The 12,031-nt window shown below is 69.6% G+C and carries 15 protein-coding genes; 7 read left to right on the top strand and 8 right to left on the bottom strand.

Translation table 11 applies throughout. From position 1 onward, the window contains the following. Positions 1 to 48 precede the first annotated feature (48 nt). The gene (locus QSK35_RS11715; RefSeq protein ID WP_285745164.1) at positions 49 to 756 is read right to left on the bottom strand and encodes a hypothetical protein; all 708 of its coding nucleotides are present in this window, start codon (positions 754 to 756) and stop codon (positions 49 to 51) included. Then, positions 747 to 1,235, bottom strand: coding sequence for a SigE family RNA polymerase sigma factor (locus tag QSK35_RS11720; RefSeq protein ID WP_285745166.1), 489 nt, complete (start codon positions 1,233 to 1,235; stop codon positions 747 to 749). The genes QSK35_RS11715 and QSK35_RS11720 overlap by 10 nt, the downstream gene beginning before the upstream one ends. A gap of 186 nt (positions 1,236 to 1,421) precedes the next feature. Between QSK35_RS11720 and QSK35_RS11725 the strand changes: the two genes are divergently transcribed. Continuing rightward, on the top strand, positions 1,422 to 1,787 hold the full coding sequence (locus tag QSK35_RS11725) for a F0F1 ATP synthase subunit epsilon (RefSeq protein WP_285745167.1): 366 nt from the start codon (positions 1,422 to 1,424) through the stop codon (positions 1,785 to 1,787). 22 nt (positions 1,788 to 1,809) lie between these two features. After that, entirely contained in the window at positions 1,810 to 2,241 is a 432-nt protein-coding gene (locus tag QSK35_RS11730) for a DUF2550 domain-containing protein (RefSeq protein ID WP_285745168.1), read from the top strand. On the opposite strand, the gene QSK35_RS11735 is transcribed toward QSK35_RS11730, so the two are convergent. Further along, a complete protein-coding gene (locus QSK35_RS11735; RefSeq protein ID WP_285745170.1) occupies positions 2,242 to 2,814 on the bottom strand; it encodes a cob(I)yrinic acid a,c-diamide adenosyltransferase in 573 nt (190 codons plus the stop codon). It lies immediately after the preceding gene. Between the two features lie 62 nt (positions 2,815 to 2,876). Here QSK35_RS11735 and murA point away from each other — a divergent pair, with 62 nt between their 5' ends. Further along, positions 2,877 to 4,145, top strand: a complete 1,269-nt coding sequence (murA, locus tag QSK35_RS11740) for a UDP-N-acetylglucosamine 1-carboxyvinyltransferase (RefSeq protein ID WP_285745172.1) — start codon at positions 2,877 to 2,879, stop codon at positions 4,143 to 4,145. Here murA and QSK35_RS11745 read toward each other — a convergent pair. Beyond that, positions 4,135 to 5,169, bottom strand: a complete 1,035-nt coding sequence (locus tag QSK35_RS11745) for a molybdopterin-dependent oxidoreductase (RefSeq protein WP_285745174.1) — start codon at positions 5,167 to 5,169, stop codon at positions 4,135 to 4,137. The genes murA and QSK35_RS11745 overlap by 11 nt on opposite strands. 5 nt (positions 5,170 to 5,174) lie before the next feature. Beyond that, entirely contained in the window at positions 5,175 to 5,462 is a 288-nt protein-coding gene (locus QSK35_RS11750; RefSeq protein ID WP_285745176.1) for a hypothetical protein, read from the bottom strand. Positions 5,463 to 5,588: 126 nt separating this feature from the next. Here QSK35_RS11750 and QSK35_RS11755 point away from each other — a divergent pair, with 126 nt between their 5' ends. After that, on the top strand, positions 5,589 to 7,583 hold the full coding sequence (locus QSK35_RS11755) for an ethylmalonyl-CoA mutase (RefSeq protein WP_285745178.1): 1,995 nt from the start codon (positions 5,589 to 5,591) through the stop codon (positions 7,581 to 7,583). Positions 7,584 to 7,846: 263 nt separating this feature from the next. Here the strand turns inward: QSK35_RS11755 and QSK35_RS11760 are convergent, their stop codons facing one another. Continuing rightward, positions 7,847 to 8,215 (bottom strand): hypothetical protein, encoded by a 369-nt coding sequence (locus tag QSK35_RS11760; protein ID WP_285745180.1) that lies wholly within the window; start codon positions 8,213 to 8,215, stop codon positions 7,847 to 7,849. 41 nt (positions 8,216 to 8,256) lie between these two features. Then, positions 8,257 to 8,790, bottom strand: a complete 534-nt coding sequence (locus tag QSK35_RS11765) for a cysteine hydrolase family protein (protein ID WP_285745182.1) — start codon at positions 8,788 to 8,790, stop codon at positions 8,257 to 8,259. 71 nt (positions 8,791 to 8,861) lie between these two features. Between QSK35_RS11765 and QSK35_RS11770 the strand changes: the two genes are divergently transcribed. From QSK35_RS11770 to QSK35_RS11780, 3 genes are read left to right on the top strand one after another with little or no spacing between them, the layout of a single operon-like run. Then, positions 8,862 to 9,815, top strand: a complete 954-nt coding sequence (locus QSK35_RS11770) for a GlxA family transcriptional regulator (RefSeq protein WP_285745305.1) — start codon at positions 8,862 to 8,864, stop codon at positions 9,813 to 9,815. After that, positions 9,808 to 10,566, top strand: a complete 759-nt coding sequence (locus QSK35_RS11775) for an enoyl-CoA hydratase-related protein (RefSeq protein ID WP_285745184.1) — start codon at positions 9,808 to 9,810, stop codon at positions 10,564 to 10,566. Before QSK35_RS11770 ends, QSK35_RS11775 begins: the two co-directional genes overlap by 8 nt. A gap of 42 nt (positions 10,567 to 10,608) precedes the next feature. Then, positions 10,609 to 11,454: a GNAT family N-acetyltransferase gene (locus QSK35_RS11780; protein WP_285745187.1), complete on the top strand. Its 846-nt coding sequence runs from the start codon at positions 10,609 to 10,611 to the stop codon at positions 11,452 to 11,454. A 14-nt stretch (positions 11,455 to 11,468) separates the two neighbouring features. Here the strand turns inward: QSK35_RS11780 and QSK35_RS11785 are convergent, their stop codons facing one another. Further along, a complete protein-coding gene (locus QSK35_RS11785; protein ID WP_285745189.1) occupies positions 11,469 to 12,005 on the bottom strand; it encodes an NUDIX domain-containing protein in 537 nt (178 codons plus the stop codon). Between the last annotated feature and the right edge of the window lie 26 nt (positions 12,006 to 12,031).

A 12,031-nucleotide genomic window follows, 5' to 3' on the forward strand; every position in this document is an offset into this window, starting at 1 on the left:
TTGCCGCTGACCGAAGGGCCGTTCCCCGCAAGGGGAGCGGCCCTTCGGCTATCCGACGAGGCTGATGGCGGTGTAGCGGCGGCCGTCGGAGAACCGGAGCTGCGTGGCTTCCACGGGCAGCACGTCGGCATCGGCCTTGGGCGGTGACCACGGTTCGCCTGCCTTCGTGCGATAGCTCAGCTGCCTGCCCAGGTCCACCACGACCCAGCCGCGGCGGGGCAGCGGCAGCACGGCGGGCAAGGACGACGTCGCCACAACCGGGCTCACGTGCACCTCGTCGACCGCGTCGGCGGTCCGGTACAGCGCGCCGACCAGACGCACGCCGTCGTGGCTGAAGAAGCTCGTCACCAGCACGGACTCCCCGTTGTCCAACGACGCCGTCAGCCGCCACAGGTCGACCCGCTGCACGCCGGCCGCCTGCAGGATCGCCTTGTCATCGGGCGGAGGCGCGGGCGTGCCGACCACGAACCTCGCGGCGTCCCGCGGCAGGGGGAAGTGCGCGCGCTCCGGCTCCGCGCCGAGGCCCATCCGGTCCGCATCGCCGCTCGGCACCACGCCGGTCGCGCCGCCGGTGTCCGATCGCCACTCGTGGCCGATGCCGAAGCCGACGAGGCCGGTGACGACCGCGATGACGGCGGCGAGCCGGACGCGGTTGCGGGTGCGTCGGCGCCGCGCGCCCGTCATGACATCCCCGATGAACCCCGGCCGCACGTCGATGTTGTCCGTCGCGGCCTCGAGAGCGTCTTTCAGTTGCACGTCAGCACCTCCTCACCCATGAGCTCCCGCATCCGCGCCAGACCGCGTGAGGTCTGGCTCTTCACCGTGCCGATGCCGCATCCGAGCGCGGTGGCCGTCTGGGCCTCCGTTAGGTCGTCGAAGAACCTGAGCACCAGCACCGCGCGCATCCCGCGTGGCAGCTCGGCGAGCGCGCGTACGACGCTGTCCTGGTCGACCACGCGCTGTTCGTGCCCTCGTGCGGCGGGGTCGCCCGCGTACTCCAGCGGCGCCTCGGGTCTGCGTGAACGCCACCGCCAGCGGTTCGCGGCCGCGTTGGCGAGCGCGGACCGGGCGTAGCCCTCGTGGTTGCCGCGGATGCGTTTCCACTTGCCGTACAACCGTTCCAGGACGTCCTGCAGCAGGTCCTCGGCCGCCGCCTGGTCACCGCCGCACAGCAGGTAGGCCGTGCGCAGCAGGGCCTGCGACCTCAGTGCGACGAACTCCTCGAAGTCCTGCACGCGTCCCTCCCCGAGCCGCTTGGTCCAGTAGACACCGCGGCGGCTCGAAAGGTTGCCAAGACCCGATTGGCGGTAGCGACCGAGCCAGGTGATACGGCCACACTCGTCGAGGAGCCGGTTCATGCGCGACTGCGGTCCGTGACCGTTTAGACTGCGCTTTGACTCCAGACGACGAGGGAGATACGCGTGGCCGAGATGACCGTGCAGTTGGTCGCCGTGGAACGCCGCCTGTGGTCCGGCGTGGCCACTTCGGTGTCCGCACAGACGACCGAAGGCGAGATCGGCATCCTGCCCGGCCACGAGCCGTTGCTCGGCCAGCTGGTCGAGGGTGGCGTTGTGCGCATCCGCACCACGGACGGCGAGTTGGTTACCGCCGCGGTGCACGGAGGCTTCCTCTCGGTGACCGGTGAGGGCGTCAGCATCCTCGCCGAGGACGCCGAGCTGGCCGGCGAGATCGACATCGAGCGGGCCCGCCAGAAGCTCCAGGACGCCGATGAGGCGGAGCGGGCACGAGCGGCCGCGCAGGTGCGCGCCGTGGAACAGTCGGCCTGAGCACGGACGCGGGCGAGCAGCCGTGGGGATCACCGAGATTGCCGGACTGATCCTGCTGGGCGTCGCACTCGTCATCGGGTACTTCGCCTGGCGCCGCATCCGGCTGCTCCGTGAGGGCGGCGTCCACGTGGCGCTGCGCCAGCGGTTCGACGACAAGGGCAGGGGCTGGCACCTCGGTGTCGGCCACTACCGCGGCGACGAGTTCGCCTGGTTCCGCGTGCTCAGCCTCGGCTCGGGCCCGGACCGGATGATCTCGAGAGATGGCTTGGAGATCGACACCCGGCGTGAGCCCACCGGACCGGAGGCGTACGCCATGCCCGCGGGGGCGACCGTGCTTCGCTGCCGCAGCACAGTGGGTGAGGTCGAGATCGCGATGGGCCCGGACGCGCTCACAGGATTCCTGTCCTGGTTGGAGTCAGCGCCTCCGGGCCGTTCCATTCCCTGGGCTTCCTGACTAGGCGTGTGCCCCCGGCTGCCACAGCACGTCGCCGTCGGGGTTCGCGATCCGGGCCAGGATGAACAGCAGGTCTGACAACCGGTTGAGGTACTTGGCCGTCAGTACGTTCGTGTGTTCCGGATCGGCATCCAGCAGTGCCCACGTGCGACGCTCGGCGCGTCGCGCGATGGTGCGCGCCTGGTGCAGCAGGGCCGCGCCGGGCGTGCCGCCGTTGAGGATGAACGACTCGAGCTTGCCGAGCCGCTCGTTGAACTGGTCGCACCAGCCCTCGAGCCGGTCGACGTACGCCTGGGTGACCCGCAACGGCGGGTACTTCGGGTCCGGGACGATCGGCGTGCAGAGGTCCGCGCCGACGTCGAAGAGGTCGTTCTGGACCTTCCGCACGACCTCGTGCACGTCCTCGGCGAGATTGCCGAGCGCGAGCGCCACGCCCAGGGACGCATTGGTCTCGTCGACGTCCGCGTATGCCTCGATGCGCGGGTCCGTCTTGGACACTCGCGAAAAGTCGCCGAGGCCGGTCGTCCCGTCGTCGCCGACGCGTGTGTAGATCTTGGTCAGATGCACCGCCACAACCACACCCTAAGCCGGATCCGTAGGATTGCCGCGCAGGGGCAACAGCTAGGAGTTCTTTGGTGAGCGAGCACTTCCGGGTACACGGCGGCGCGCGGCTGGTCGGCGAGGTCGACGTCGTCGGCGCCAAGAACAGCGTGCTGAAGCTGATGGCCGCGGCCCTGCTGGCCGAGGGCACCACGACCATCACGAACTGCCCGGAGATCCTGGACGTCCCGCTGATGGCGGACGTGCTGCGCAGCCTCGGCTGTCATGTGGACATCGAAGGCGACGTGGCGAGGATCACCACCCCGGCCGAGCTCAACCACATGGCGAACTCCGAGGCCATGGGCAAGCTCCGTGCGTCGGTCTGCGTGCTCGGCCCGCTGGTGGGCCGGTGCAAACGGGCTGTTGTAGCGCTGCCCGGCGGTGACGCGATCGGCTCACGCCCGCTGGACATGCACCAGAACGGCCTGCGCAAGCTCGGTGCCACCTCCGAGATCGAGCACGGATGCGTCGTCGCCGAGGCCGAGGGGCTGCACGGGGCGCAGATCTGGCTCGACTTCCCGAGCGTCGGTGCCACCGAGAACATCCTGATGGCCGCCGTGCTGGCCAAGGGCACCACGATCATCGACAACGCCGCGCGCGAGCCGGAGATCGTCGACATCTGCGTGATGCTGCAGCAGATGGGCGCGCAGATCGAAGGCGCGGGCACGTCCACGCTGACCGTGCACGGCGTCGACGCGCTGCACCCGACCGAGCACCGCGTCATCGGCGACCGCATCGTCGGCGCCACGTGGGGCTTCGCCGCCGCGATCACCCAGGGCGACATCCGAGTGCGCGGCGTCAACCCGCACCACGTCGACCTCGTGCTGGAGAAGCTCCGCATGGCGGGCGCCGAGGTCACCCTGTTCGAGGGCGGGGACGACGAGGGCTTCCGGGTCGTCATGAACGGCCGGCCGAAGGCCGTCGACTTCGTGACGCTGCCCTACCCCGGTTTCGCGACCGACAACCAGCCGTTCGCCATCACGCTGTCCGCGGTGTCCGAGGGCACGTCGATGATCACCGAGAACCTCTTCGAGTCGAGGTTCCGGTTCATCGAGGAGATGATCCGGCTGGGTGCCGACGCGCGCACGGACGGCCACCACGCGGTCGTGCGCGGCGTCGAGAAGCTGTCGTCCGCGCCCGTGTGGGCGTCCGACATTCGCGCCGGCGCCGGTCTCGTGCTCGCGGGCCTCGTCGCCGACGGTGAAACCGAGGTCTACGAGATCTTCCACATCGAGCGCGGCTACCCAGGCTTCGTCGAGAACCTGCGCAAGCTGGGCGCGAACGTCGAGCGGGTCAGTTCCTAACCGTCACCGGTACTCGCTGGGCCATGTTGTTCGACATGCCCTGCGAGTTCCACGGCTGGTCGACCGGCTGCTGGTGGCCGTCGGCGTCCGTCGCCCGAACGGACAGGACGTAGTCACCCGGCCGAGCATCCCAGCCGTACTCCCAGCGCTGCCACGCGTACCGCTCCGGCGGCGGGGCGACCTTGGCGTCGTGCCAGGTCAGGTCGTCCGTCGTCACCTCGACCCGGATGATCGGCGCGCGCCCTGACCAGGTTCGGCCGGTCAGGGTCGTATGGCCGGCTTCGACGATTCGATGCCGGCTCATGAAGTCCGGGAAGCCGGGCGGGATCATCAACGCGCGTGGCTGGATCCGGGTGACCGGTTGGTCATCGATCCGGTAGGCCACCGCCTGCTGGAAGCCCCGGAAGGGCTCGGTCGAGAACTCGATGCGGCGCAACCACTTCACGTGCGTCATGCCGTACCAGCCGGGCACGATCAGCCGCACCGGTGCACCGTGCTGCGGCAGCAACGGCTGACCGTTCATCTCGTACGCCAGCAGCACTTCGCCGCGTTGCGCCTCGGCGACGGACAGTGCCCGCTGGTAGTCCTGCTCGACGCCGCGGTCCAGACCGTGGTCGGCGCCGGTGAACACGACGTCGACGGCGTCGTCGGGCACTGGATCGAGCAGCGGCGCCAGCGGCGTGCCGGTCCAGGTGGCGCACCCGACGGCCTCGTCCAGCCACGGCTGGCTGATCGGTCGTGGGGTGAGGCGCGCCCGGCCGTTACCCGCGCACTCGAGCGTGACGGTCCGGCTGACACGGGGCAGCGCCCGTAGTTCGTCGAGGTCGACGACGCGATCCGGCAACTCCAGCCGCCACGTCGACGGGTCGGCGAACGGGATGTCGTAGTGGATCAACAGGTAGTGCAGCCCGGCGGGGGTGACGTCGTATCGCAACGCTTCCAGCGGCATGCCGTGGTTGCGGGTGGCGAGTCGCAACTCGTCGACCGTGATGCCCTCACCTAGGTCCGCGATGCGTGCGGTCATGTCTGTCACTCGCGCAGAACCAGCCTGGCGTTAGCAACGTCGGCTGGAAAAACCATGATGCGATAGGGCGTGTGCCGCGATCGGGTCGCGCGCACGCCGTTGTCCTTGAGCCTGCGGACCAGCACGTTCGCCGCTTCCTCGGTCGGCACGACGGCGACCTCGCTGAGCAACCCGAAATCGGTGCCGTCGAGGTCCGGGACGGGTCTGCGGTCGTCGCCGAACACGTACTTCAGCAGCAGGACGAGCGCTCCGATGACCACGCTCAGGATCAAGACCTGGTAGATCCCCGTCACCCTTCCATGATGCTCCGAGTGTTCGATTCAGTGAGCAATCGCACGCGCCGCGTTGGTTACCGGCCAGTACCCTTCTAGGAATCGAACGCAGCTTGCAACAACGTTGCTGCTTTTTGGGAGGTTGTCGTGCCCTACCCGGCCGACCGAGAGCGCGACCGCCCCTGGGTGATGCGCACGTACGCGGGTCACTCCTCGGCGGCGGCGTCCAACGCGCTGTACCGGCGGAACCTCGCCAAGGGGCAGACGGGTCTGTCCGTGGCGTTCGACCTGCCGACGCAGACCGGTTACGACCCCGACCACGAGCTCGCCAAGGGCGAGGTCGGCAAGGTCGGCGTGCCGATCAGCCACATCGGCGACATGCGCCAGCTGTTCGACCAGATCCCGCTCGCGGACGCGAACACCTCGATGACGATCAACGCGACGGCCATGTGGCTGCTCGCGCTGTATGTCTCGGTGGCCGAGGAGCAGGGCGCGTCGGTGTCGGCGCTGTCCGGGACGACCCAGAACGACATCATCAAGGAGTACCTGTCCCGCGGCACGTACGTGTTCCCGCCGGGACCGTCGCTGCGGCTGATCACCGACATGGTCGCGTGGACCGTGTCGAACGTGCCGAAGTGGAACCCGATCAACATCTGCAGCTACCACCTGCAGGAGGTCGGCGCGACGCCGGCGCAGGAGGTCGCCTACGCGATGTGCACCGCGATCGCGGTGCTCGACTCGGTGCGTGACTCCGGCCAGGTGCCGCAGGAGAAGTTCGGCGACGTCGTTGCCCGCATCTCCTTCTTCGTGAACGCCGGCGTGCGGTTCATCGAGGAGATGTGCAAGATGCGCGCCTTCACGCGGCTCTGGGACGAGATCACCCTGGAGCGCTACGGCGTGCAGGACCCCAAGCACCGCCGGTTCCGCTACGGCGTGCAGGTGAACTCGCTCGGCCTGACCGAGGCGCAGCCCGAGAACAACGTCCAGCGCATCGTGCTCGAGATGCTCGCCGTGTCGTTGTCGCGCGACGCCCGCGCCCGCGCGATCCAGCTCCCCGCGTGGAACGAGGCGCTCGGCCTGCCTCGGCCCTGGGACCAGCAGTGGGCGCTGCGCATGCAGCAGGTGCTCGCCTACGAGACGGACCTGTTGGAATACGAGGACATCTTCGCCGGTTCACACGTGATTGAGTCCAAAGTGGATGAGATCGTTCGTGGTGCCCGCGAGGAGATCGACCGAGTGCAGGCGATGGGCGGCGCGGTCGCTGCCGTCGAGTCCGGCTACATGAAGTCGCAGCTGGTCTCCTCGTTGGCCGAACGCCGCCGCCGGATCGAGGCGGGCGAGGAGATCATCGTCGGCGTCAACAAGTTCGAGACGACCGAACCTTCTCCGCTGCAGGCCGAGGGTGCGTCCGCCATCGAGACGATCGATCCGATCGTCGAGCTGCACGCCGTCGAGGCCCTGGCCGAATGGCGTTCTTCCCGTTCCTCGGCAGCGGTTTCGTCTGCTTTGGACGCACTGCGCGCCGCGGCGAAGACCGACGAGAACCTGATGAACGTGACGCTGGAGTGCGCCCGCGCGGGTGTGACGACCGGCGAGTGGGCCGCGGCGCTGCGTGAAACGTTCGGCGAATACCGTGCTCCCACCGGTGTTTCCGCCGCGTCCGCCTCGGGCGAGGCGGGTTCGGAGATCGCCCGCGTGCGCGACCGCGTGCGGTCCACGGGCGAGGAGGTCGGCGAGCGCCTGCGGATGCTGGTCGGCAAGCCGGGCCTCGACGGCCACTCCAACGGTGCCGAACAGGTCGCCGTCCGCGCCCGCGACGTCGGTTTCGAGGTTGTGTACCAAGGGATCCGGCTCACGCCCGCGCAGATCGTCGCGGCCGCCGTGCAGGAGGACGTGCACGTCGTCGGCCTGTCGATCCTCTCCGGTTCGCACCTCGAGGTCGTGCCGGCGGTGGTCGAGGGCCTGCGCGAGGCGGGGGCGGGCGACATCCCGGTCATCGTCGGGGGGATCATCCCGCCCGACGACGCCGAGAAGCTCATTTCCCGTGGTGTGGCAAGGGTTTTCACGCCGAAGGACTACGAGCTGACGCAGATCATGGACGAGATCGTCACCGTGATCCGGCAGCAGCACAAGCTCAGCTGACGCTCCCGGCAGGTTCAGCTCGGTACGAGCGAACGTGACGTTCGTGGACGTCTATGTCCCCGCATGTCACGTTCGCTCGGTCGGGAGCGAACCTGGCGGCCGAGAACGTCACGGCGATCCGCACGCAGCTCGAGGCCGCCTGAACGCTCCCGCAGGGGTCCCCTCCGGGGGACCCCGTGGGGTGGGGGGAGGCTGAGCTCCCCACTCCAATCGTCCCACGAGGGTCCGACGATTCTGCGCTCGTCAGCGCGTGAACGGGCCGTTCACGCGCTGAATTGCCGGTGCGCTGACGGCAGCCACATCAGCACCACCGAGGCGATCGGCAGCGCACCGGCCACGAGCACAGCCCGGAGGAACTCGACCGGAATCCGCTCGGACACCAGCAGGATCGCCATCGCGACGACCACGGCGGCCGCGGCCGAGCTCAGCATCAGCCGAGCCCAGTTGCGGCCGCGGCACGCCCGGAACGTGACGATCAGGTAGCACGTCAGCGCGACGCCGACGAACCCGCCGACGACGAAGTCCCCGACCTCCAGGCCGAGTGCGACTCGCTCGCGGAACGCCGCGAACAACTGCAACACCGCGAGGACGACGGCGGCGACAGCGAGCCAGAAGGCGATGCGGAGAGGCACCGGGTCACGATCAGGCCCAGGACACCCAGCGGCAAATCCGTTCACCCAATGGTGGCCAGGACCTCCTCCGTCGTGGTCACCTCGGCGAACCCCAGTCCCACGAGGTTAGTCGCGGTGGCGGCCGCCAGCTGGTCCGCGGTCAGCTCACCCATGTCGAACGTGAACGTCGCGTCCAGCGCCACGCGCACCCGGTAGCCGAGGTTTCCGCCGACGCGCGCGGTGGTCTCGACGCAGCCGTTGGTCTGGATGCCGGCCAGCACGAACGACTCGATCCCGTGCCGCGTCAGCCATCCGTGCAAATCGACCTCGCCGTGGAACGCCGAGTGCACGCTCTTGGTCACCAGCAGGTCCGGGCGCACGGACGCCACCTCGGGCTTGAACAGGTTGCCGGGCGACGAGGGCGCGAGGGGCGAGTCCGGCTCGGTCGAGTCGTGACGCACCAGGACGATCGGGCCCTGCCACGCCCGCACCAGCGCGGCGATGTTGGCCTCGGCGTCGGGGTTGTTGCGCTTGCCGAAGTGGTCGGCGTCGTCGAAGCCCTGCTGCACGTCGATGAGGATCAATGCCGTTGTCATGGCTCCAAGACTCGCCAAGACGAACGGTCCGAGCGAGTGGCAGGAGCTGCGCGATGCGGTACTTTCCTGCCATGCGCGTCGTGGGTGTGCTGGTGCTGCCGGGCAGCCGGATGTTCGACATCTCGGTCGCCACCGAGGTGTGGGGCATCGATCGGAGCGACTCCGGGGTGCCCGAGTTCGAAGTCAGGCTCTGTTCACCGGGAAAGACCGCGCAACCGCTGTCGCCGGTCGGGCGGATGCCCGCCACGCACGGGCTGGCCGGGCTGAAGGGGTGCGACGTCGTCATCGTGCCCGGCAACGGCACGCCGCTCGCGCCCGCGACGCCGGCGGTCGTGCGTGCGCTGCGCAGCTCGGAGGCGACGATCGCCGGACTGTGCTCCGGCTCGTTCCTGCTGGCCGCGGCGGGCCTGCTCGACGGTCGTGAGGCCACCACCCATTGGCGGCTCATCGACGACCTGCGGCAGGCCGCGCCCAAGGCGAAGGTGCGGCGGGATGTGTTGTTCACCCACGACAACGGCGTGCTCACGTCGGCCGGCGTGCTGGGCGGCGCGGACCTGTGCCTGCACCTGGTACGCCAGGCGCACGGCGCGACGGTTGCCGCCGCCATCGCGCGGCGGATGGTCATGCAGCCCGCCCGTGCGGGCGACCAGCGGCAGTTCGTCGAACCCGCGATGCCAACGCGCCCAACACGTTCGGGCATCGCGTCCACTGTGGACTGGGCGGTGAGCAGGCTGGCCGACCCGATCGGCGTCGGCGACCTGGCCGAGCACTCCGGGCTGAGCGAGCGGACGTTCCACCGCTCGTTCGCCGCCGCCACCGGCAGCACGCCGGGGCGATGGTTGCAGCGGCAGCGCGTGCTGCTCGCGCAACGTCTCCTCGAGACGACCGACCTGTCGGTCGAGCGGGTCGCGGAACGGTCGGGCCTCGGCACGTCCGCGAACCTGCGCCGCCGGCTGCGCGCCGAGGTCGGGGTGTCGCCCGACAGCTACCGGCGCACTTTCCGCGTACCGTCGCAGCATGGTTGACGTGCAGAGGGACGGCGACACCGTCCGCATCACCATGAACCGCCCCGCCAAGCGCAACGCGCTGTCGTTCGAGCACCTCGAGGAGCTGCTCCACGCGTTCGAGGAGGCGGCCGAGACGGATGCGACCGGCATCGTGCTGGCCGCCGAGGGACCGGTGTTCTCGGCGGGTCACGACTTCTCCGACGTGGCGTCCCGCGACGCCGAGGGGGTGAGGGAACTGCTGGAGCTGTGCACGTCGGTGATGCGCACGATCCAGTCCGTGCCCCAGGTCGTGATCGCCCGCGTCCACGCACTGGCCACCGCGGCGGGCTGCCAGCTCGTGTCGTCGTGCGACCTCGCGATCGCCGCGGACACGGCCGGGTTCGCGCTGCCCGGCGGCAAGGGCGGCTGGTTCTGCCACACGCCCGCCGTGCCGGTCGCGCGGTCGATCGGCCGCAAGCGCCTGATGGAGATGGTGCTGACCGGCGACGTCGTCGACGCCACGACCGCGGCCGAGTGGGGACTGATCAACTACGCGGTTCCCGCGTCCGAGCTCGACGCGGCTGTCGATGAGCTGCTGGCGCGGGCGACGCGGGGGAGCAGGTCCAGCAAGGCGCTCGGCAAGCGCACGATCTACGCCCAGCTCGACCGGCCGGAGATCGACGGGTACGAGGTCGCGCTCAAGGTCATGACCGAGGCGTCCCAGTCGCCCGCGGCGAAGGAGGGAATGGCGGCGTTCCTGGAGAAGCGGTCGCCCGTGTGGCCGGACTAAATCCGGTGCGGACGGCCGGAGCGTTGGTGTGTGATCGAAGCCATGGTGACCGTGTTGGGCGTCGGCGGGCTGAGCGCGGCCGTGGACGTGCTGCGGGAGTGGCAGTACGACGAGGCGCCGATGCAACTGCATCCGGGTGACGTGGGCTGGTTCTGGCGGTTCGGTGCGGAGGCGACGGCCGTGGCGGTCCGGACCTGGAGCCGGGACGGGCGCATTCTCGCCGTCGGGCTGCTGGACGGCCGCGAACTGTTGCGGCTGACGATCGCGCCGGACGCCCAGCGGGACGAGGAGCTGGCGAGGCAGCTGGTCTCAGATGTGAGCGGCGTACTGCCCGAGGGGAAGGTCTGCGTCGAAGTCCCTTCGGGCGTGCTGGTTCAGGAACTGCTGCTCGCCGCCGGCTGGAGTCTTGACGAGCCGTGGACGCCGCTGCGCCGCGATCTCACCGAGCCGGTCAAGGATCCCGGTGTGCGGATCGAGGTGATCGGGCCGGAGCACGCGCACGTGCAGGCCGCCGTGCTGCGGGCATCGTTCGACGGATCGACGTTCACGTCCGAGCGCTGGCACGCGATGGCGGCGGGACTGCCGTACGCCGACGCGCGGTCTCTGGTCGCGTACGACGACCAAGGTGATGCGGTGGCGACGGTGACCGTGTGGTCGGCCGGTCCGGGACGGCCTGGGTTGATCGAGCCGATGGGTGTGCACCGAGACCATCGGGGGCACGGTCACGGCAAGGCGATCACCGTCGCCGCGGCGGCCGCATTGCGGGAGATGGGCTCGTCTAGCGTCTTCGTCTGCACCCCGAGCTCCAACGTCGGTGCCGTCGCCACCTACGTGTCGGGTGGGTTCGAGCGACTGCCGGAGCGACGGGACCTGTGCCGCGAGGTCTGACAGTTCCGGGCCGGTCAGGGCTGACTGTGCTCGTGCAGCAGCAGCAACGTGTAGGCGGCGATCGACTGCGCGTCGGTGATCTCCCCGCGCGAGATCATCGCCTCGAACTCGGCGCGCGGGAACCACGCCGAACGCATGTCCTGCTCCTCGTGCTCCCGCTCGTGGAACCCCTCGGTCAGCTCGGTCGCCAGGAACACCCGCCCGCGCTGCGACGACATGCCGGGCGCGACGTCCAGCAGCCCCAGCTCGATCAGGCGGCCGGCCCGCAGCCCGGTCTCCTCACGCAGTTCGCGCGCCGCGAGGTCCAGCGGGTCGGCGTCGGCGCGGTCGGGCGCGGTGCCCTGCGGGAACTCCCAGCGCCGCATGCCCAGCGGGTACCGGAACTGCTCGACGAGGCGGATGCGTTCGCCGTCGAGCGGGATGACCAGGGCGTAGTCCGGCTTGTCGACGACGCCGTAGATGCCCGTGGTGCCGTCGGCCCGGCGGATCGGGTCCTCGCGGACGGTCATCCACGGGTTGGCGTACACCTGCTTGGAGCCGAGCGTTTCCACGCCACGAACGTACCTGCCCGCGATTT

It is taken from the genome of Lentzea sp. NBRC 105346, assembly GCF_030269605.1.
In the GTDB taxonomy this organism is placed as follows: domain Bacteria; phylum Actinomycetota; class Actinomycetes; order Mycobacteriales; family Pseudonocardiaceae; genus Lentzea.

What these genes read in the sequence shown, in the direction of transcription:
- QSK35_RS11745 (WP_285745174.1), bottom strand. Translation starts at nt 5,169, where the DNA reads ATGACCGCACGCATCGCGGACCTAGGTGAGGGCATCACGGTCGACGAG.
- QSK35_RS11765 (WP_285745182.1), bottom strand. Translation starts at nt 8,790, where the DNA reads ATGACAACGGCATTGATCCTCATCGACGTGCAGCAGGGCTTCGACGAC.
- QSK35_RS11770 (WP_285745305.1), top strand. Translation starts at nt 8,862, where the DNA reads ATGCGCGTCGTGGGTGTGCTGGTGCTGCCGGGCAGCCGGATGTTCGAC.
- QSK35_RS11775 (WP_285745184.1), top strand. Translation starts at nt 9,808, where the DNA reads ATGGTTGACGTGCAGAGGGACGGCGACACCGTCCGCATCACCATGAAC.
- QSK35_RS11780 (WP_285745187.1), top strand. Translation starts at nt 10,609, where the DNA reads ATGGTGACCGTGTTGGGCGTCGGCGGGCTGAGCGCGGCCGTGGACGTG.